This is a genomic window from Rhizobium sp. 22-785-1 (assembly GCF_053521965.1).
Genome location: NZ_JBNWDI010000003.1, coordinates 406,507 through 426,147, shown reverse-complemented (window position 1 = coordinate 426,147; position 19,641 = coordinate 406,507). Strand labels below are relative to the sequence as shown.

Sequence of the window (19,641 nt, the reverse complement as noted above, 5' to 3'; positions counted from 1 at the left end):
TCAAATAACTGTCGTGAAGAGCGTCCGTTCCCGCAAAAAAGGAGCGGGACGCGCCCGCTCCTGCGAATTTGATCAGGCTTCCGGAGCTAGGCGAATGATCTGCGATTTTCCGCCGCCCCGCTCTTCGGTCACCGCGTAGACCGAGCCGTCTTTTCCCAGCTCGACGTCACGGATGCGTGCGTCCAGCGGCAGACGCCCTTCCGACTTAACCTTGTCGCCGTCCATTTTCAGCACCACCAGACCCTTGGTAACCAAGCCGCCGATGAGGAAGGAGCCCTTCCACTCCGCAATTGCATCGCCATCATAGTAAACCATGCCCGAAGGACCGACGACGGGATCCCAATAATAGACTGGCTGCTCCATGCCCTCCTTGGCGGTCGAGCCTTCACCAACCCTGTCGCCGCTATATTCGATGCCGTAAGTAATGACCGGCCAGCCGTAATTCAGACCCGCTTGGGGACGGTTGAGCTCATCGCCGCCCTTCGGCCCGTGTTCTACTGTCCAGAGGCGTCCCTCACCGTCGAGGGCGGCAGACTGGATGTTGCGGTGACCATAACTCCAGATTTCAGGCAACGCGTTTTCACGTCCGGCAAAAGGGTTGTCCTTGAGCGCCTTGCCGCTGGTGTCGATCCGGAAAACTTTTCCCAAGCCGCTGGACAGATCCTGCGCCTGCACACGTGGTTCCTTGTCGGAGCGTTCGCCCACCGTCACATAGAGTTCCCCATTCTTGCCAAAGACCAGCCGCGAGCCGAAATGCTTGTCTCCGTCATAGGTCGGCATTTGACGAAAGATGACGGTGGTGTTCTCCAATGTTGCCGAGCCGTCTTTCTCAACGAGCTTTGCAGAGGCTACCGAGGTGCCGTTTCCGCCATCGCGCGGCTCGGAGAACGAAAAATAGATCATTCCAGATGTAGCGAAGTCAGGAGCGAGTGCAATGTCGAGAAGACCGCCCTGGCCGGACGAAGCGACTTCCGGCACGCCTTCGATCGCAGGACCGACTTTGCCGCCGGAAAGGATATGCATGGCGCCTTCCTTGGCCGCTACAAGGATACGCCCGTCGGGAAGTAGGGTCATCGACCACAGATGGGGCAGGTCGTCGGCGATGACGGTCTTTTGCAGAGACGGCATTTTCTCCGGCTGTGGCGCCCGGGTCTGCCCTTCGAAAGCAGGACGCTGATCTTTGCCGTGCGGCGGGTTGGTTTCAGCCGGGCCGGATGATTGTGCGATGGCGTAGCCCGGCACAGTCAGCAAGGCGGATAGAATAGTGGTGGACAGCATCTTTCGTAGGCGCAACATGGCACTCCCTTCCAGTTTTTATCGAGCGGACCGGGAACAATTCGAGCGTTTTTTAGTTGCAACAACAAGCGTCAAGAAAACTTGATCGACGCGTGTTCGCGCATGCAAAATATCCTCCACGCATTTTAGTGAGGAACATTCCCTTTGACGCGGCGTTTATCCACGTCAGACAGGAGGGCATCATGCAAATATTGGATAAGGACACGCTCGACACTACAGAGGTCAAGCCGATTTTGAGCGTCGTGGAATTTTGCCGGCGCTATAGGCTTGACGAAGCTGAGGAGAAACGTCTTCGCAAGCTTTTCGGGGATTTTGCTTCGCGTCATGAGCTATTGATGAACGCCCATCGCAAACCGGTTTTTCGCTAGTCTTCTGCAGGCAAATTTCGGAACATCATGAAGACGTCGTAGCGGGTGTTTTTTCCGCAAATCTGGTGAGAGGGCTTTGGCAGTCCCTCCATCGGCGCCGCCCTCAGCGGCCACTTCAGTACAACCCTTTTCGATGCGCATTCCAGGGCTGTCATCATCAGCTCAAACTGGTCCGGGTCTGCACCCACCACAGCGCGTAATACCCTCATCTCCTTCTTCACCAGCGCACTGTTATGGCGCGGTGGATGCATCGGATCGACGACAACCACCTCGGGGGATAGAACCTTTATCAAGTCTCTGGAATCGCCAAGAAGAAGGGTCATGCGTGATGCGATCTCTTCGTAGATTCCGCCTTCCGCCTTCGCCCTAGCAATCCCGTCTGCCAGATGCGCATGCATCTCCGGCGATCTTTCAATCAACGTTACGTCAGCACCGAGTGAGGCGAGCAGAAACGCATCCCGGCCCAGTCCCGCCGTCGCGTCCACGACACGCGGTGTACGGCCTTTGGTGAAGCCAGCTGCCTTCGGCAAGGCCTGCCCGCGTCCTTCACCGGAGCGCAGCCGATGACCGACTGCTCCACCGACAAAATCAACGACAAATTCTTCTTTGGTTTGTTTCGGTGCCATCATGCATCTCAAAAGGGGGCTAGAACACGAAAGGTGACATCGCCCCCATCGGGATGGGTGAAGCCGAGCTCTTCCGCATGCAACAGAAGACGGCCCGATGCCGCAAGTGCCTCACTTTCCGCGTAGAATTCATCTCCGAGAATTGGATGACCGATTGCTTTCATGTGGACGCGCAACTGGTGAGTTCTTCCCGTCAGAGGCCGCAGCTCGAGCCGCGTTGAAGGCAGAGGAAGACGCTCCAAAACATGCCATTGCGTTTGCGCCGGGCGACCGTCCGCGTAATCCACCCGATGGCGTGGCTTGTTGTCCTGGTCCAAGGCAAGCGGGAGATCGATCTCACCATCCTCGCCCTTAACGTCTCCCCAAACGATAGCCTTGTAGATCTTTCGTGTCGTGCGGCTTTCGAACTGGCTGGCAATCGCCGCATGCACCTTTTTATTGAGAGACACCAAGACTATACCTGAAGTGTCCTTATCCAGGCGGTTGATCATCTGCGCTGATGGAAACTGCTTTTGCACTCGGGTTGCGAGACTGTCTGCAAGAGCCGGGTCACGTCCCGGTACCGACAGGAGGCCGCTTGGCTTGTCCAGCACGAGAAAGCCTTCATCCTGATGGACAATCGAGATGAAGGGTACGCGCGGCGGATTATAGATCGGGTTGTGCAAATCGACGGACATGCACGCCTCATAGCATGTTTTGGGGAGCATGCCAGCGCAGCACAGACCTGCTACTCCGGCGGGGGAAGATTGGCACGTCCGCTGGTCACGTCCTGGATCGTTTGCGCAATGCGCTCCGCCTCGCTGACCGGCACGGACAACTTCAGATCCGCGCCCGAGTCGGTGAATGTTTCACTCTCGATCACAAGGTGATCGATGGAAAGAAGGCGTGCCTTGACCAGTGCGAGATCGGAAAAAACGCAGCTCAGTCGCGCCTGATAGGCTGGAATGATGGCAGTCTTTTCCGCGCTTTTGAGGCAGGATGCCGCCGTTCCGCCATAGGCGCGCATGAGACCACCGCTGCCAAGGAGAATGCCCCCGAACCAGCGCGTCACGACCACCGCGACATGATCGAGGGCATGTCCATCAATGGCCTGAAGAATGGGTTTGCCCGCTGTGCCGGAAGGTTCGCCGTCATCGTTGAAGCGGTAGTTTTGTCCGATCTTCCAGGCCCAGCAGTTATGATTGGCGGCGGAGTTAGAGTGCTGAGCGATGAAGCGTTTAGCCGCGTCCTGATCGGCCACCGGACCAGCTATCGCGAGGAACCGGCTTTTCCTGATGTCCTGCTCGAAGTTTTCCGTTCGGGTCAGTGTGAACATGACGTCTCAATAGCGGATATACGCACGGTGGCAAACGGATTAATAAGAGCAAACACGCGAAGGATGACGGTTGGCGATGCGCAGAAAACAGGTTGCTATCATTGGCGCAGGCCCGGCGGGCCTCATGGCTGCCGAAGAGTTGTCCTCGTCGGGTGTAGACGTAACTGTTTATGAAGCTATGCCGACCGTTGCGCGAAAGTTTTTAATGGCCGGGAAGTCCGGGCTCAATATCACCCACGGCGAGGACTACGCACTCTTCACCACGCGCTACGGTGCTTCGCAGCCTCGGCTGAAAGAATCTCTCGATCGCTTTACCCCGTCTATGCTGCGCGACTGGGCGCATGCATTGGGACAAGAAACCTTTGTCGGCACATCCGGCCGGGTCTTTCCGCGGGCAATGAAAGCGTCACCCTTGCTACGCGCATGGCTTGGCCGTCTCGCTAGTGACGGTGTCGAAATCAGGACCAGACACCGGTGGATTGGACTGCGTGATGGCACCTTTCTCTTCGAGACCCCGACTGGGTCGCTTGAGATCAGACCGGATGCTGTTTTGCTTGCGCTTGGTGGAGCGAGCTGGCCGCGGCTTGGCTCAACCGGGGAGTGGGTGGAAGAACTCCGAAATGCCGGAGTCGATGTAGCGGATTTCCAGCCGGCCAATTGCGGCTTCGACGTTGCCTGGAGCGACCATTTTCGCGATCGTTTCGCTGGCGAGCCGGTAAAATCCGTGACCACGACCTCGTCTGCCGGGCGGTTCGAAGGCGAGTTTGTCGTCACCCGGCATGGCGTGGAGGGTAGTCTGATCTACGCCCATTCCGCCGCGCTAAGGGATAGCCTCTCGGCGACAGGCCAAGCCGTCTTGACAATTGATCTGGCGCCGAGTCGTTCCGAGGAGCGCATCGAGCGGGATTTGGCGCGCGGCTCCAGCAAGGACAGTCTTTCGAACAGATTGCGCAAGAGTGTTGGTCTTCCGCCGGTAAAGGTGGCGCTTTTGCGCGAATGCGGCTCCCTCGCGGGCATGTCTGCCAGTCAGATCGCACGGCTGATCAAGGCGCTTCCACTCAGTCTAGATGCGCCTCGTCCGATCGCAGAAGCAATCTCCAGCGCGGGAGGGATTCGCTGGGAGGGCATTGATGACGATTACATGCTCAGAGCACGCCCGGGCGTCTTCGTCGCGGGGGAGATGCTCGACTGGGAGGCGCCGACAGGAGGATACCTCCTAACGGCTTGTTTTGCCACGGGAAAAGCGGCCTCAGACGGTCTTTCGAAGTGGTTGGCACATGGCTGTATCTAACAGCGTTTCCATGCCTCTTGCATAGTGTTGAAAAAAAAGCTTCATAAGTGCATTCGAAAGGGCGAGCGAAAGCGCTTTCCACTTCCTGTGTTCAAGGCTTGGCTGTTGCAAGCCTACGTTCTTGTTGGTGAATTTGCATGAGTGATATGGACGCTTCGGCCAATTGGCCCGTTGGCGGTGGAGAAGCCGGTGCGCTGGTACGGGCGTTCGACTGGTCCAGAACTTCGTTGGGGCCGATTTCCAACTGGTCTTCCATATTGCGGTTGAAGGTGAATTCAGTCGTTAACTCCCCCATCCCACAGGTTTTGATGTGGGGGCCCGATCATGTGATGATCTACAATGACGGCTACTTCGAAATTGCCGGAAACAAACATCCGCAAGCGCTTGGTGGTACCGCTGCACAGGTGTGGCCGGAAATCTGGGACTGGAACCGGAAAGTTCTGGAAGCGGGTTTTCGTGGAGAAATCCAGTCCTTCCGCGATCAGAGAATGGTGCTTCACCGAAACGGCGCTGCGGAAGAAGTGGTATTCGATCTCTTCTATACTCCGATCTATAATGATGCGGGTGTTGTCGAAGGTCTGTTATGTACGGTTCTTGAAAACACCGAAAAGGTTAAGACAGTTCAGGCGCTGGCGGCAAGCCGCGAGGAACTCAGCCGTTTAACCGCCGCTTTGCCCATTCTCGTCGGCTTCATCGACCTCAACTACACCTACCGCTTTGCCAATCAGGGCTATTTTGAGTGGTTCGGGCGAAAGCCTGAAGATGTTCTTGGCAAGCAGGTTATCGATGTTGTCGGCGAGGAATTCTTTCGCGAGCGCAAGCCCTTCATAGAAAAGGCGATGGCTGGTGAGGAGGTTGTGTCCGATACCACCATCAAACGTGCTGATGGAGTACGGCATGCGGCTGAAATTCGTTATGTTCCTAGACGCGATCACAGAGGTGAAGTCGACGGCTGCTACATCCTCATCATAGATATCGAAAACCGCAAGCAGGCAGAGCGCGAAATTATCGTCAGCAACAGCCGTTTCAAGGCCGCGGTTAATGCAGTTCATGGCGTATTGTGGACCAACAGTCCCGAAGGACGGATGAAGGGTGAACAGCCAGCATGGTCGCAACTGACCGGCCAGTCTTTCGAGGAATATCAGGGTTTCGGTTGGGCCGAGGCGGTGCACCCGGCTGATCGCGAAGGTTCCATAAACAGCTGGAATCGCGCGGTTGCAGCCAAGGCCACCTATGTATGGGAACATCGTGTCCGTAGGTGTGACGGCATGTATCGCACGTTCGCCATTCGTGGCGTGCCGATCATCGGAGAAACAGGCGATATCATTGAGTGGGTCGGCGTCCATACCGACATCACCGAACAGCGCAGCGCGGAGATGGCTCTAAAGGAACATGCCGCTAATCTCGAGCGTGAAATCCGTCACAGGATCAGGGCCGAAGAGCAGCTTCGTCAGTTGAACGAAGGCCTCGAGACGCGCGTCGAAAAGGAAATAGCCGAGCGCCGCCAGACGGAGCTTGCGCTTCAGCAAGCGCAGAAAATGGAGGCCATCGGCCAGTTGACCGGCGGCGTTGCGCATGACTTCAACAACCTGCTCCAGGTCATTGCCGGAAATCTTCAGCTCCTCTCCAAGGATGTCGCGGGTAACGAACGGGCGGAGCGCCGGGTCGGCAATGCGCTGGCCGGGGTCAGCCGTGGCGCGAAACTGGCAAGCCAACTCCTGGCTTTCGGACGTCGTCAGGCGCTGGAACCGAGGGTGATCAATGTCGGCCGTTTCGTCGCCGGCATGGACGATCTTCTCAGACGCTCGCTCGGCGAAGCGGTCGAAGTCGAGGTCATCACGGCGGGTGGCCTGTGGAATACGTTTGCCGACCCGACTCAGGTTGAGAACGCCCTTCTGAACCTTGCGATCAACGCGCGCGATGCAATGGAAGGCGCTGGCAAGCTGACGATCGAAGTGGGCAATGCCTCGTTGGACATGGACTATGCCCGCAGTCATGCGGAGGTCGAACCTGGACAATATGTCATGCTTGCGGTGACCGACACCGGCAGCGGCATGCGACCGGAAATCCTAGACCGCGTCTTCGAACCATTCTTTTCCACCAAGCCTGAAGGCAAGGGGACGGGTCTTGGCTTGTCGATGGTCTATGGTTTCGTCAAGCAGTCCGGCGGCCATGTGAAGATCTATTCGGAGATCGGGCAGGGAACGACGGTTCGCATCTATCTGCCGCGCTCCATTGCCGATGAGGATCGCGAGATCGTCGTTCACAACGGTCCCGTCGTCGGTGGATCCGAAACCGTTCTCGTTGTCGAGGACGACGATGAGGTGCGTGGCACCGTGGTAGAAATGCTGTCTGATCTCGGCTATCGCGTGCTGACCGCACGGGATGCTCAGGCTGGATTGACGGTGGCCGAAAGCGGCGTGCCGATCGATGTCATCTTCACCGATGTGGTCATGCCCGGGCCGCTCAAAAGCAGCGAGATGGCACGGCGCGTGAAGGAGCGCATGCCTCATCTGGCGATCCTGTTTACGTCCGGTTACACGGAAAACTCCATTGTTCATGGTGGCAAGCTGGATCCGGGCGTCGAGCTTCTGTCGAAACCTTACACCCGTGAAGCGCTTGCCAGACGTTTGCGCCATGTCATCGCCAACCAGAAGCAGAGGGCAGAGGCGGGACGCGACCGCACGCCCGACAGCGCCGCCGCGCCCGAGATATCGGCGAAGGTTGCCAGTACAGACGCCTTACGTATTCTGCTTGTCGAAGATGACGATCTGATCCGCATGAACACGACCGATATTCTTATGGAAAGCGGTCACGCAGTGGTCGAAGCCGCTTACGCATCTCAGGCGCTGGACCTTCTCGACCGCGAAGAGGTGGACGTTCTTGTGACCGATCTCGGCCTGCCGGATATGGGAGGCGCGGAACTTGCCGTGCTGGTCAAACAGCGCAAGCCCGACGTTGCCGTGGTCTTCGCCACCGGCGACAATCTGTTGCCGAAGAACGCTCCTGCTGGTGCCGTGCTGCTATGCAAGCCCTATACTGAAACCGACGTCCGTTTTGCAATCGAGCAGGCAATGGGCAAGCCTTGACGCTCAAGGCTTAGTAGCCTCGCTGCACGTCGATCGTTGCCGGCAGGTTTCCGCTAAGCCGCCAGTTGCGGATATTTTGTGCGACGATCGCCGCAGATGAGCGAGGATCGGTCGGGGCCGAGATGTGTGGGAGAACCGTGATTTTGGGATGCGTCCAAAAGGCAGAGTTCGCATCCAGTGGCTCTTTCTCGAAGACATCGAGAACGGCGTGGGCGATATGGCCACTGTCGAGCGATTCCAGAAGATCGTCGCCAACAATGACCGCGCCTCTTGCGAAATTGATGATGGAAGCGCCCTTTTTCATACGCTGCAAGCGGCGAGCGTTTATCAGCCCGCGGGTTTGTGCGGTCAGGGGAACGAGGCACACGGCGATATCGCTTTTTGCCAGAAGTCGATCAAGACCGGCTTCGCCGGACAGGGTTTCCACGCCCTCTTGGACCTTGAGCGAACGGCTCCAGCCCATGACATTGAAGCCGGCATCCTGCAAACGCTTTGCGGATGCCGTGCCAAGCAAACCCAAACCGATGAGACCAACGGTCACCTCCCGTGGATGCCGGTAGTCGAGGTCTTTCCAGATCCGCCTTTCCTGCTGCTGACGATAGGCCGGCATGTCGCGATGCAGATAATAGGTCCAGGCAAGAACGGCCTCCGCCATTACACGCGATAATTCCGGGTCCTTCAGCCTCACAATGGGCGGCGTTGAGGGCCCAAGTTCGGCGACCAGCCGCTCGACCCCTGCCCACAGGCTGTGAATCCACTTCAGACCAGAAAGTTTGCCGATATCGTCGGGATCGGGATTGGCAACGACGGCGATTTCCGCAGCTTTGTGCTGGTCGTCCGTCATCTGACGCACGGAAACGATCGTCTCTTCCGGCATCGCCTGAGACAGCATCGCGACCCACTTTGCCTCCTCCTCATCGGTTGCGCGAGAGACATAAGCGATAGGGGAAGTCATGTAGCATTATCCTGCGTGGCATCTGTCGTACCGACATAAAGGCGAATAATCGATCAGCTCGCAAGAGGATGCGAAGAAAATGCCCGCTCATGGGCGGGCATTTCTAAAGAGCTTTGCCGCGGCCTGGACGCGTGAATGAGGCTATCACTGCCTCAATCAACGCGTCACGCTTTCCAATATCCATGCCTATTGTCTGCCTGGTCACACCGTTTCCGGCGTTGGCTTCTTGGCGTCACCGTAATAGGCGTCGAACTGCTCGTGATAGTGCTCCGAGCCACCGGGGTCGGCGTAGCGCTGAAGCTCTGTCATGTCCGTCTTGTTCAGGACGATGCCGAGAGTCTTGCTGGCGATTTCCGGTTCGTGGTTCATCAGGTTCTGAACCATCTGGATCGGCGTCTTGCCCCATTCGGTGACGAAGACGAAACCATCCACCTGTGAGGCGAACGCCTTCGCGTCGATAACGGGTACGACCGGCGCAAGGTCTACGATGATATAATCGCAGGCTTCGCGGGCAGATTCCATGAACCGACGCATGCCGGCTGATGCCAGAAGCTCGCTCGAATGGGCGAACTGATTGCTGACGGAAACCGGCAGGATGCCCATCTTGGTGCGGCTGTCGACCTTGACTGCTTTCGTCCATGGAACGTCGTCGAGAACGACTTCGACAAGCCCGGCGGACTGACGCGTCGTCAGCATGCGGCTGAGGCCGGGGTTGCGGATATCGGCGTCCACGACAAGGGTCCGCTTTCCGGTGGTGGCGATCAGGCCTGCGAGATTGAGCGCCACGACGGATTTGCCTTCATTCGGCAGGCAAGAAATGACGCCGATGACGCGGCACTGACGTTCCTGGATCACGACATCTGCCGTCAGTTTCACGTTGCGCAGCGTTTCGGTGAAGCTGGAGCGCGGACTGTCGACGGCAAGTCGCAGCATCTTCTGGAACGAGACTTGCCCATTGTCCTCGATATTGGCATCCGGCACATCCGGCGTAGCGGCGCCCGTTTCCGATTTACCGCTTTCGACGCCCTTTTCGCCAATGAAGGGCAGGTAGCCAAGGAAGCGCATACGCAGGTTGTCACGAACATCGTTGCCCGTATGGAAATACCGGTCGCGGAATTCCAGGACCGCTGCCAGGCCTCCACCGAGCATCAGCCCGAGTACGATCGACAGTGCCATCGTCATGGTCTTCTTGGGGCTGGAAGGCGATGTCGGAAGTCCTGCCTCTGAGATGATGCGTGCTTTTGCAATCGGGAACGACTGTTTCTGCGATGCCTCCTCGAAGCGGCCGAGATAGGACTCGTATAGCGTCTTCAATGCTGCGGCCTGCTGTTCCAGTTCCCGCAGCTTGACCATCGTTATGTTGGTCTGCGAATTGCGGCCAGCAACTCTGTCGATGTTCTCGCGTAGCGATTTCACGCGCGATTGCGTCACGTCGTATTCATTCTTGAAGCTACCGGTCAGTTGCTGAAGCTCCTGGTAGATCTGGCCTGCCACATCCTTTTTCTCGGACTCGAGTGCGACGGCCTGCGGGTGATCCTTGCCGAACTGCTGCACCACGCCGCGCTCGCGGTCAGAGATCGTAATGTAGCGCTTGCGCAAGTCCTGAATGACGGTGTTGTCCGTGTCCCGCGCCGAAACGACCGCATTGTTGACAGCGTTTTCCGGTCCCTGATCGATAATTGTCTTATACTGCGTGTAGCGCGCCTGCGCGGTCGCGGCATCGGCCTGCGCTGCGATCAACTGACCGTTCAGATCGGCAAGCTGGCCCTCTGAGATCAACTCCCCGCGAGAGGAGACGATATTGTTGTCGGACTTGTATTTTTCGACAGCAAGCGAAGCGGCCTGAGCGCGCTGGTTCAGATCCGTCAGACGTTCCTGTAGCCAGACGGAAGCACGCTCGGACGCGTCGAAATTGGCGTTCAACTGTTCCGTCAGATAGGCATTGGCGTAGGTCTTGGCGATGGTTGCCGCCAACTGGCGGTCGGTGGACCGGATAGAGATGGCGATCACCGAGCTTCGTCCGACGCGCTCTACGGTCAGCGCCTGCTGGATGACAGCGGCTGCCTTTTCTCGCTTGCCATTGCGGATGGCATCTTCGGAGGCGGCAGGATCGCTCGGTGTAACCAGATCGACGATCGTCTTGACGGATGATTTGACAATATCCACGGGCGACATGGACGGGTTGACGATCGTGTCGTTCTCGTCAAGCTTCGCCTTGTCGACAACGGTCAGGGCCATTTCCTTCGACTTAAGAACTTCCACCGCGCTGGCAATGCGGTTGTCGATGACCTGTGCTGCCGGGACAGGCGCTTCTTCCTCGGCGTAGCGAGAGAGGCTTTCATCCAGCAGTACTTGCGTCATTGCGGTATAGACCGGTGTCGCGACCACAAGATAAAGGCCGGCCAGAACCATGCACGCAACCACGCAGGCACCGATCACATTGGCGCGGCGGACAATGGCGGCCCAAAGGCGGTCAAGGTCGATGAAGGTGTCGGAATCCTTCTCGGGGTCGTGGAAATGGCCGTTTGATCTAAAGGTTTTCTGGTTCATGGACCTACCTTGTAACTTTTAAAAGGGCGCGGGACGCGCGGCAGTCATTGCCTCGCCTGACCCGCAGCGTTCAGTTTCTGGACGGCGTCGCCGAAGATAAGGCTGAAGGAAGTAAAGTATTTCGGAGCTTCTGTAGTCTAATAGAGATCGGCATACGGAGATGTTTCAAAGCGATCGGGTCACGAAGCGCGATCTTGACCGTTTCGCCCAAAGAACGCCGTTTGATGCTGTCGACCAGCATGAGGAAATGCCTCGCCTCGATGAGGCTCCTCGTTCGTTCGGCTTGTGCATCCGTTGCGGCGGGCAAAAGCGGAAATTCCCGAAGAAAGCTTTGATCCGCCTCTATCATCGCGTCCACGTGGTGGATTTCGAGCACACGGGAGATCGATCCTTGCCGCACATGATAGACATAGCCCGGCATTGGCTCGATAACGCAGGAACCGCCAGAGGCAAGCGCCGATGCGAGGAGAAGGTAGTCCTCGCCGATGCGCAATTCCGGCCGAAAACGCAGACCATTGTCGTTGAGAAAACTGCGGCGGAACATAGGCTTCATGTAGCCGAAATTGAACGTCGACTTGAAGACGATGTTGGAACGAATGAAGTCTTCCAAAGTCAGATATGCTTTGGCTTCCAGAAAAGCTGGCTCGAACATTGTCTCCCGCGCACGTCCGTCGCTATATACGACGTCCAGATTGTCGACGGCGATCTCCGCATTGGCCTTCTCCGCGCGCCCAATCATCTGCACGGCGCGATCCGGATAGATGACGTCGTCGGAATCGAGCACCGCAATCCAACGTCCCTGAGCAGCATCGATACCTGCATTTCGTGCACCACCCGGACCGCGATTGTCGTCAAGGGCAATGAGCTTGACGCGGGGATCTCGTTGAGCGACGGCGTGAACCACGGCTCGGGTATCGTCGGGGGAGCAGTCATCCACGACGATGACCTCAAGCGAGACATTGTCTTGCGACAAAGCGCTATCGATGGCCGCGACAATGGTATCGCTGGCCTTATAGGCTGCGATGATAAAGCTGACGTCCGGTTGCGTTTGCAGCGCGCTCATACAGTCTCCACCGTGCCATATTGACGGATTTCGCGAACACCAAAAATGCCGCTCAGTGCGCCGGCATGAAGCGCGGTGCGCAAGGCGGAGCGCGTGCGGCGCACGGGATCGAATGCAGTCAGAAGCGTGAACGCAGCGCTGTAGGCAACCTTCGCCGCTGTCACTCCTACCAGAGGCAGTCGACGCAGACCCGTTTTATGCTCTGCTTGCAATCGACCATGGGTCTGACCGGAGCGGAAGCGCCGCTTGGCAAGCCATGTGAAGCTTGCTCGGTTGCCCGGTACGGGCTCTGTCAGAAGAGCCTTTTCAGCGTAAGCGATGCGGCCTCCTGCCTGATGCATATGAGTGAAGAAATGCGTGTCTTCGCCTCCGCTTTGTCCAAGAGACAGCGCAAAGCGTCTGCCTTTCACTGTATGGGACGCCATCCGCAAAAGCGTGTTGCACGTATAGCCAGTGACGATTTCGCCATTGACCCAGACGGGCCGTGTGGAGTGGAAATCGCCCTTTCGCATCCAGAGAGGGGTGTCATTATCGTAAAGCGCGGTTACCGGGCCAAGTACCGCGTCTGCCCCCGTTTCCTGTGCCGTTTTCAGGAGTTCAGCCAACCAGTTGGATGGTGCCGTTTCATCATCGTCGATAAAGGCCAGATAGTCCGCTTCACTGTGAGAAAGGCAGGCATTTCGCGCAATAGAGATGTTTGACTTCGGGCAGTGGACATAGTGGATCGGGAAGGGCGAGCGCTCCCGCAATGCATCGATGATACCGCGCGCTGACGGCTCGGCGTCATTGTCCGCAACGATCAGGCGAACGGAAAGATCGGCCGTAACCTCCAGTCGGAAGAGCGACAGCAACGTATCCGCCACCATGGGACGGCGATAGGTGCAGATGGCGATATCGATCTTCAGCGAAGCAGGCGGGATTGGCAAGGCTGAGTTCATCGTCACGAGACAGCCTTTCCTGCAAGCGGCTGGGTTGCTGTGATGGAGCCTATGAGCTCGCGCCAGAAACCTGTCGACCACGCTAGGTGCATGGTCATAGCCGAGATCGCCGCGAGCGGCCCGTAAGGATTCTTTTCTGCAATCGCCATCCAGACGCCATATGCCAGGCATGCGGCAATCCAGAGGCAAAGCGGCAAAACGGCAAGCCAATGCACAAAGCCGAACACAGAGAGGGCGGCACAGGGCAGCACGGCAAGCGGGATCATCTGACGAATTTTGGGTATGGACCGGTGCTTGAGCACATTTTTCGCTCTGCCGCGCCCGTAGCCCATGTACTGGCGGAAAAGCGGCCCGATACTGGCGCGTGGATAGTAGGTCATGCGGGTCTTGTCAGTCATCCAGATACGAAAGCCTGCTTTGCGCAGGCGATGGTCGAGTTCGGCATCCTCGTTGTGGCTGAAGCTCTCGTCATAGCCGCCGACGGCTTTAAAGGCTTCAATCCGCATCAACGCATGATGGCCGTGATCGATCCAACGGCCTTTCGCGCCCTCGCGATGCTTCGATCCGCCGTTACCAAGCTTGGAGTTCTGCGCCACGGCCGTTGCCTTCTGGAAGACGCCGTGCCCAACGGTCTCCATTGCGACCACCACTGAATCCGCGCCCGTTGCGACCGCGTCTTCCAGCAGCCGGTGGCAATAGTCATCGGGATAGTCACCATGCGCATCGATGCGGATCATATAGTCGTAGCCTACGCCGAAAACGTCCACAGCCAGATTGATCCCCGCGCTCTGTATGCGTTTGGGGTTGGCCAGTAGAATGACACGCTGATCCTGGCGCGAAAAATCGGCGACGATTTCGCGTGTTCCATCCGTGCTGCCGCCGTCTGCGACAATGATACGATCATCGCGATTGTTCAGTGTGCTGGAGAACTTCAACAGCAAATCGTCAATGGTTCGTGCTTCATTGAGGCAGGGGATGACAATCAACGTCTTCACGTGAGGGATTAATCCTGACTTCATGATGTTCTCCCGCACAGAGCAAGTGGGGCAACCGGATCGGCAGCAGTCCCCGACGTCTGTGACGTCAGAGAGTGAAGAACGCGGACGAATTCACGGCAAGCGTTTGTGTCCGTTACCCATTGCTGGCGCCCGATCGCCGCAAGCTTGCGGACCCCGTTCAGGTAAGCTGCATCGTCAAGATCGGCAAACAGTCCCTCTAAAGAGGCAGGGTCTGCTTTCTTCAGAACATGGCCGATATGACGCTCCTCAAGAAAACGGGCTGTCTCAGTTCCTGCAACCGCAATCGGCAAGGCACCATGCAAACAGCCTTCATAGAGCCGGTTAGGTAACAGCCAGCTTGAGTTCAGACCTTCTTCGAAAAAGTCGATCGCCCATGTGAACTGGACCTCACGATAGATCGACGCCAAATCCTCCGGGTTTCGATACGGCCCTAGAAAAGTGAGATGCGGCGATCTTTCGACGAAGCCATCAAAATCGTCGAACTCGGAGTAGGCCGGACGACCGCGCAGGATCACCTCGACCTTGCCATCCATGCGCGCTGCAAAGTCGGCTAGAACTTGGAGAGACTTGCGGCAGCGCAATGCGCCGAACCATCCGATTTTCCAGGGTTGTCCGGCTACGGGCACTCGGGGGGAGGGAGCTTGTATGGTGGCGCTGTCCAGTGCCAGCACCTTGTTTTCCTGCAACAGCACCGGAAGGTTGAGGCCGGAGCGTGGCGTGAAATAATTCTCGACGAATGCCGGCGAGCTTGTGACAAGCAATTTGACGTTTCGGCCAAGAGCACGCTGAACCGCGTTCAGCAATTTGCCAGGCAATCCATTATTCAACAGCAAGCGATGGATATCCAGGCACTCATAGACCACCGGAATGTCGGCTCCATAAAAAGCGTTCGCCCGACGGCCGAGTGCGAGCATCTCCAAATTGCGGGCAAGGATGATGTCTGGCTTTGCGTTCCCCTTCAGTCTTACACCAAGATTGAAGCTTGCCTTTGCGACCGATGCGATACGCTGAGCAAAACGGCCATCCGCAGTCTCCCCGAGCACAATAGGCATCAGGCCATCCACGCTGGCCAGCGTATTGTCGCCGCGCTTGAAACCCGCAAGGCTGACGGTCGCCCCGCCAGCTTGCAACGTCATGACGCGGCGGCGGATGGCGGGGTCGCCCAAATCATGCGCGAGATAGAGAATATGGGTCATGGTCGATCCAGTCATCCAATCCGTTCGAGTTGGCTTGCGTCAGTTGTTATCGGCGTTGCAGGCTACCGACTCAGGAAATTGGCACTTGTCGCCGAGCGCGGTGAAAGCGAAGCGATCCACCTGCATGTCCACTGGGCCGGAATAGTCGAATTTGCCCATCCAGCTTTTCAGCGTGTCGGTGCCCCAAAGGCTGAAGAAGATCTTCTGAGCATTTTGCGGTATTTTCGACGGGTCGGTGACGTCGTGAACCATCTTGCCATTCACATAGTAACGCAGCCGCTGCGGTTCCCAAACAAATGCGTAATCATTGAAGCCATTGTCGGCGCCGCCTGGCACATCCACCAGCTTTTCATTGCCGCCCTTGGCTGAGATATATTGGTTCAGCTGAACTTGGTTGCTGTTCTTTCCCAATATCTCCATGTCGATTTCGTCATGCGGTTTTTTGTCGGTTGGTCCGATATAGGTGAAGAAGGCCGAGTTGAGGCCGGGTCCGGACGCGGTCTTGATCCGGGCCTCGTAGGTGCCATACCGGTAGCGGCCTTTCGTCTGGATTTCGCCACACGAATAGTTGCGATCTCCAAGCTTTTCATCGGAAAATCCCAGTTGCAGATGGCCGCCTTCGAACTGCACCAGCTTCTTGGACCAGGTGCAATTCTGGTGCGGACCATTGTTCCAACCGTCGGAGACGTACCAGAAAGAGCGGTCCATGCTATCGAAGTTCTCGACGAACGACTTTCCGTTGTCTTCCTGGGCGAAGGCAGGAGAGATGCTGGTAAGCGCGATCAAAGCGGTCGCCAGAATTTGCGACTGGCGTTGGGCGGGGTAGGCCATGTGTTACCTCCGTCGTTGCGTGTAAGCGGTTGTTGCGGAAATGCGTTGAGACGAAGCCGGTTCTGCCGCACTGTTACTGGCGAGAGGTTTCGGTTTCCCGCTACGGCTGCCTGTCAGGATCGCATAAAGTGCTGGAAGCCTAGCGCGCATCTGTTGATTGGTGACGATGAGAAGCACGAAGGTCACGGCTACGGCGCCGATGTAGAAAGCGGGGTAGAAGTCCGCCCCTCCCTTGTTCCAAACCATCCAAAGAATGACCAGCAGCGGGTAGTGAGCGCAGAAAATCCAGAAGCTCAGGCTCCCCGTCTCAGACAGGCGCCGCCCGAGACGGTTCTCCACCAGCAAGGACGAGGCGACCCAGAAGCCCAGAGCGCCGAAAACTGCCAACAGATTTCGCAGAAGGTTTAGGCCAAAGGTGAATTCCGGCCCGGTCAAATAGAGCCCGGTGGCAAGCCCGGCAGACAGGATCAGCGTAGTGACCGTCAAGAGTTTGGCATAGGGATCGAGCATCTTCAGATCGATTTTGTGAAGAGCAAGAGCAATGCCGAGCGTGAAACTGAACAGGATGGATTTCTTCTGCACGATCACCAGGCTGAGATCGGGTATGGCCGTCAATAGCAACAGGACGGCAAGCGTCGGCACAGCGAAGCGCCGAACCGATAGCGCAAGCAGAGGGGATAGCAGGATGCAGACAAAGAGATCGCGCAGGAAGTAGAGCGGAACGTTGACGGGCAGTTCTTCCACCGCCACCCCATGGCTTAGCATTTCGCGCGGGCTGGCGTTCCACAGGTCCGGAAAATAACCAACGCCGACACCTGCGCGCTGGAGAAGCATGACCGCGATCAATAACCCGCCATTCCACAGGATAAACGGTAAAAGCACGGTCTTGGTCTTGGATTTGATCGTTGCCGGATAATTGAAGGCATTCCAGCCGCGACGAAACAAGAGATATCCGGAGATGGCGCTCAGGCATGGCACGCCGATGCGGAAAAGCGCATCGCCAAAAAACACCCGCAACCAGTCGAACACGCCATAGAGACCCAGAAACGGGCTCGTTTCAGGGTCGTGTGGCACGTGAACAAGTACGATGCCGGATATCAAAATTATACGCATCAGATTGATACGGGAAGATAGGTTCTGATCAACAGTCACATCAGTTACCCTTGTTGGGCGGTGTCTCCCCTCACCGCGATTCAAACAAAGCGAACTTGAAGCCCGTGACTAAGAGTCTGGTTTTGACTTGAGGATAAAATGTGGCGGCGCGGGAAAAACGCGCCGCAAGATATGAGGGGTAAATGTCTGGGTGCGAATACTCAAAAATGAAATTTCATATCAAGCTATTGAAATTTATTGATTAAAAACAGGATCCCGCGTTGGGGCAAGCAGGCTTTCAACTGTGGATAGCGCTTGGGATTTATGCTGCATCGCAAAAAAGATCGCGATGCGCTGTCTTGTTACGCCACATTGAAAACGAAATCGCCATTGTGGCAAGGGGAACTGTGTTCCGTTATGTGGCGATCGGCGTTGGTGCGCCTGCGCCTTTGCGCGCCCGCACGAGCCCGATGATTTTGAGCAGAAGCGCTCTTTCGGTCAGCAGGATCAGTGCGCCGTAGATGACGCCGCCTGCAAGAGCTCCCACCAGAACCTGCATGTAAGCATGAGGAAGCGCAGGGCCCGTCCATTGCAGAATGTAGCGGACACCGAGCGCCATGATGAAAGCGGAGATCATCGGTCTGTTGCTGATGTAGAGACCGGAGAAGAAGGGTGTCTCACTTGCCTTGAATACTGCCCAGGAATAGGCAACGAGTGTTGCCGCATTGACAATGCAAAGCCAGACCATCGCATCGATCAGCGACCCATAGATTGCCGCAAGCCAGACGGCGCCAGTAGTGACGACCGCGCGGATCGTTGCCGACCAGAACAGCACGCGACCATAGCCTGCCCCTTTGAGATAGGGGATGAAGGTGCTGCATGGCGTCAGAATGGCCTTGGAAAGCGCAAGCAGACCGAGAACCGGCCAGGCATAGGCCCAATTTTGCCCGAATATGACGAGCATTGCCGGCTCTGCTACCGCCCAAAGGCCGAACATCATGGGAGCAAGGATGACGGTCAGCACCTGCGTGCTGAACATCAGCGCTTCGCGCCGCCGCTGCCGATCGTCCATCATCCGACTAAAGGCCGGGAAAAGAACGCCCATAACGGCAGAGAGCACCACTTGGTTGGGTATACTGGCGAAGCGGTTGGCTGCGGAGTAGGCGCCGGCGTCGGCAAGTCCTAGATGCCGGGCAATGACGACCATTGGCGATTGAAACGTGACGAAATTGGCGAGTTCCGATCCCATCAGACCGGAACTGAAGCCAAGCAATGGGACGAGCCGCCTCGGCCTCATAACGAAACGCGGTCTGTAGCGCGATACGACGTATAGCCCTACGAGCCGGATGAGTGCTGCGGCAAAAAGCTGGATGATCAGAGCCCAGACCCCGAAGCCAACAAAGGCCAGGACGACGGCAAGAACGGCCGCAGCGCTTTCGGACGTCATGCTCCAGATGGCGTCCTTGCTGAAATTCATTCGTCTCGCCAGCAGCGAATAAGCGACATCGCCTGCCAATTGCAGCGGAATAAGAAAGGCCATGATGCGAAGGAGATAGGCGCTTTCAACAGCGCCCAGCAGCCCACCGAAAAACTCGGCACCGAAATAAAGGATCGCCGCCATGGTGCAGGAGATGGCGAGATTGGCCCAGAATACGGTATGGATCGTATCCATATCCTCTTCCTTCTCCACAATCAGTGCGGAGGTCAGGCCAGCGCCCGCAATCATCGTCAGGAATTGCACGACGGTCAGCCCGACCGCTACCACACCGAATTCTTCCGGTGTCAACAAACGTGCGAGAATCGGGACTGTGACAAATTTAAGCCCGAATGTGCCTGTCTTTGATAGCACGCTCCAGCCGACATTGGCCGTGATGGTTTTGACGCTTGGGGCTGGAGGCATGGGTCCATCCTGTGTCTGGAGGCCGGCGAAATAAGGTATGCCGGCGGGAGGTTTGCCACTCATCGGGGCCGTAGTCCTACGGCGGGCCCGACACTTCTTGATGAAACAAGGG

The 19,641-nt window shown here is 57.1% G+C and carries 16 protein-coding genes; 3 read left to right on the top strand and 13 right to left on the bottom strand.

The features are described from left to right. Positions 1-72 precede the first annotated feature (72 nt). Positions 73-1,296 (bottom strand): PQQ-dependent sugar dehydrogenase, encoded by a 1,224-nt coding sequence (locus tag ACQZ5M_RS09560; protein ID WP_449079570.1) that lies wholly within the window; start codon positions 1,294-1,296, stop codon positions 73-75. A 182-nt stretch (positions 1,297-1,478) separates the two neighbouring features. Here ACQZ5M_RS09560 and ACQZ5M_RS09555 point away from each other — a divergent pair, with 182 nt between their 5' ends. Further along, entirely contained in the window at positions 1,479-1,664 is a 186-nt protein-coding gene (locus ACQZ5M_RS09555) for a hypothetical protein (protein WP_296017591.1), read from the top strand. Here ACQZ5M_RS09555 and ACQZ5M_RS09550 read toward each other — a convergent pair. Genes ACQZ5M_RS09550 through ACQZ5M_RS09540 form a run of 3 tightly spaced genes read right to left on the bottom strand, consistent with a single transcriptional unit; the run spans position 1,661 to position 3,605 of the window. Then, positions 1,661-2,290 (bottom strand): class I SAM-dependent methyltransferase, encoded by a 630-nt coding sequence (locus tag ACQZ5M_RS09550; protein WP_296099263.1) that lies wholly within the window; start codon positions 2,288-2,290, stop codon positions 1,661-1,663. The genes ACQZ5M_RS09555 and ACQZ5M_RS09550 overlap by 4 nt on opposite strands. Positions 2,291-2,298: 8 nt before the next feature. Then, positions 2,299-2,967: a pseudouridine synthase gene (locus ACQZ5M_RS09545; RefSeq protein WP_296017586.1), complete on the bottom strand. Its 669-nt coding sequence runs from the start codon at positions 2,965-2,967 to the stop codon at positions 2,299-2,301. Between the two features lie 50 nt (positions 2,968-3,017). Continuing rightward, entirely contained in the window at positions 3,018-3,605 is a 588-nt protein-coding gene (locus ACQZ5M_RS09540; protein ID WP_296039185.1) for an IMPACT family protein, read from the bottom strand. A gap of 76 nt (positions 3,606-3,681) precedes the next feature. Here ACQZ5M_RS09540 and ACQZ5M_RS09535 point away from each other — a divergent pair, with 76 nt between their 5' ends. Both ACQZ5M_RS09535 and ACQZ5M_RS09530 read left to right on the top strand, forming a co-directional pair. Next, complete coding sequence (locus ACQZ5M_RS09535) at positions 3,682-4,896, top strand: TIGR03862 family flavoprotein (protein WP_449079569.1); 1,215 nt, start codon at positions 3,682-3,684, stop codon at positions 4,894-4,896. A gap of 137 nt (positions 4,897-5,033) precedes the next feature. Continuing rightward, the gene (locus ACQZ5M_RS09530) at positions 5,034-7,985 is read left to right on the top strand and encodes a hybrid sensor histidine kinase/response regulator (protein ID WP_296099256.1); all 2,952 of its coding nucleotides are present in this window, start codon (positions 5,034-5,036) and stop codon (positions 7,983-7,985) included. A 10-nt stretch (positions 7,986-7,995) separates the two neighbouring features. Here the strand turns inward: ACQZ5M_RS09530 and ACQZ5M_RS09525 are convergent, their stop codons facing one another. From ACQZ5M_RS09525 to ACQZ5M_RS09485, 9 genes are all read right to left on the bottom strand, one after another. Continuing rightward, the gene (locus ACQZ5M_RS09525; RefSeq protein ID WP_449079568.1) at positions 7,996-8,940 is read right to left on the bottom strand and encodes a 2-hydroxyacid dehydrogenase; all 945 of its coding nucleotides are present in this window, start codon (positions 8,938-8,940) and stop codon (positions 7,996-7,998) included. A gap of 201 nt (positions 8,941-9,141) precedes the next feature. Then, the gene (locus tag ACQZ5M_RS09520) at positions 9,142-11,490 is read right to left on the bottom strand and encodes a Wzz/FepE/Etk N-terminal domain-containing protein (RefSeq protein ID WP_296099251.1); all 2,349 of its coding nucleotides are present in this window, start codon (positions 11,488-11,490) and stop codon (positions 9,142-9,144) included. A 70-nt stretch (positions 11,491-11,560) separates the two neighbouring features. Further along, a complete protein-coding gene (locus ACQZ5M_RS09515) occupies positions 11,561-12,553 on the bottom strand; it encodes a glycosyltransferase family 2 protein (protein ID WP_449079567.1) in 993 nt (330 codons plus the stop codon). Continuing rightward, the gene (locus ACQZ5M_RS09510; protein WP_449079609.1) at positions 12,550-13,491 is read right to left on the bottom strand and encodes a glycosyltransferase; all 942 of its coding nucleotides are present in this window, start codon (positions 13,489-13,491) and stop codon (positions 12,550-12,552) included. Before ACQZ5M_RS09510 ends, ACQZ5M_RS09515 begins: the two co-directional genes overlap by 4 nt. A gap of 2 nt (positions 13,492-13,493) precedes the next feature. After that, positions 13,494-14,510, bottom strand: coding sequence for a glycosyltransferase family 2 protein (locus ACQZ5M_RS09505; protein ID WP_449079566.1), 1,017 nt, complete (start codon positions 14,508-14,510; stop codon positions 13,494-13,496). Further along, positions 14,507-15,706, bottom strand: coding sequence for a glycosyl transferase family 1 (locus ACQZ5M_RS09500; RefSeq protein ID WP_449079565.1), 1,200 nt, complete (start codon positions 15,704-15,706; stop codon positions 14,507-14,509). Before ACQZ5M_RS09500 ends, ACQZ5M_RS09505 begins: the two co-directional genes overlap by 4 nt. A gap of 39 nt (positions 15,707-15,745) precedes the next feature. Next, positions 15,746-16,537: an endo-1,3-1,4-beta-glycanase ExoK gene (exoK, locus tag ACQZ5M_RS09495; RefSeq protein WP_296017568.1), complete on the bottom strand. Its 792-nt coding sequence runs from the start codon at positions 16,535-16,537 to the stop codon at positions 15,746-15,748. A gap of 3 nt (positions 16,538-16,540) precedes the next feature. Then, a complete protein-coding gene (locus ACQZ5M_RS09490; protein ID WP_449079564.1) occupies positions 16,541-17,689 on the bottom strand; it encodes an acyltransferase family protein in 1,149 nt (382 codons plus the stop codon). Between the two features lie 355 nt (positions 17,690-18,044). Further along, positions 18,045-19,529, bottom strand: coding sequence for a lipopolysaccharide biosynthesis protein (locus ACQZ5M_RS09485; RefSeq protein ID WP_296099239.1), 1,485 nt, complete (start codon positions 19,527-19,529; stop codon positions 18,045-18,047). Positions 19,530-19,641 lie beyond the last annotated feature (112 nt).

What these genes read in the sequence shown, in the direction of transcription:
- ACQZ5M_RS09560 (WP_449079570.1), bottom strand. Translation starts at nt 1,296, where the DNA reads ATGTTGCGCCTACGAAAGATGCTGTCCACCACTATTCTATCCGCCTTG.
- ACQZ5M_RS09555 (WP_296017591.1), top strand. Translation starts at nt 1,479, where the DNA reads ATGCAAATATTGGATAAGGACACGCTCGACACTACAGAGGTCAAGCCG.
- ACQZ5M_RS09550 (WP_296099263.1), bottom strand. Translation starts at nt 2,290, where the DNA reads ATGGCACCGAAACAAACCAAAGAAGAATTTGTCGTTGATTTTGTCGGT.
- ACQZ5M_RS09545 (WP_296017586.1), bottom strand. Translation starts at nt 2,967, where the DNA reads ATGTCCGTCGATTTGCACAACCCGATCTATAATCCGCCGCGCGTACCC.
- ACQZ5M_RS09540 (WP_296039185.1), bottom strand. Translation starts at nt 3,605, where the DNA reads ATGTTCACACTGACCCGAACGGAAAACTTCGAGCAGGACATCAGGAAA.
- ACQZ5M_RS09535 (WP_449079569.1), top strand. Translation starts at nt 3,682, where the DNA reads ATGCGCAGAAAACAGGTTGCTATCATTGGCGCAGGCCCGGCGGGCCTC.
- ACQZ5M_RS09530 (WP_296099256.1), top strand. Translation starts at nt 5,034, where the DNA reads ATGAGTGATATGGACGCTTCGGCCAATTGGCCCGTTGGCGGTGGAGAA.
- ACQZ5M_RS09525 (WP_449079568.1), bottom strand. Translation starts at nt 8,940, where the DNA reads ATGACTTCCCCTATCGCTTATGTCTCTCGCGCAACCGATGAGGAGGAG.
- ACQZ5M_RS09520 (WP_296099251.1), bottom strand. Translation starts at nt 11,490, where the DNA reads ATGAACCAGAAAACCTTTAGATCAAACGGCCATTTCCACGACCCCGAG.
- ACQZ5M_RS09515 (WP_449079567.1), bottom strand. Translation starts at nt 12,553, where the DNA reads ATGAGCGCGCTGCAAACGCAACCGGACGTCAGCTTTATCATCGCAGCC.
- ACQZ5M_RS09510 (WP_449079609.1), bottom strand. Translation starts at nt 13,491, where the DNA reads ATGAACTCAGCCTTGCCAATCCCGCCTGCTTCGCTGAAGATCGATATC.
- ACQZ5M_RS09505 (WP_449079566.1), bottom strand. Translation starts at nt 14,510, where the DNA reads ATGAAGTCAGGATTAATCCCTCACGTGAAGACGTTGATTGTCATCCCC.
- ACQZ5M_RS09500 (WP_449079565.1), bottom strand. Translation starts at nt 15,706, where the DNA reads ATGACCCATATTCTCTATCTCGCGCATGATTTGGGCGACCCCGCCATC.
- exoK (WP_296017568.1), bottom strand. Translation starts at nt 16,537, where the DNA reads ATGGCCTACCCCGCCCAACGCCAGTCGCAAATTCTGGCGACCGCTTTG.
- ACQZ5M_RS09485 (WP_296099239.1), bottom strand. Translation starts at nt 19,529, where the DNA reads ATGCCTCCAGCCCCAAGCGTCAAAACCATCACGGCCAATGTCGGCTGG.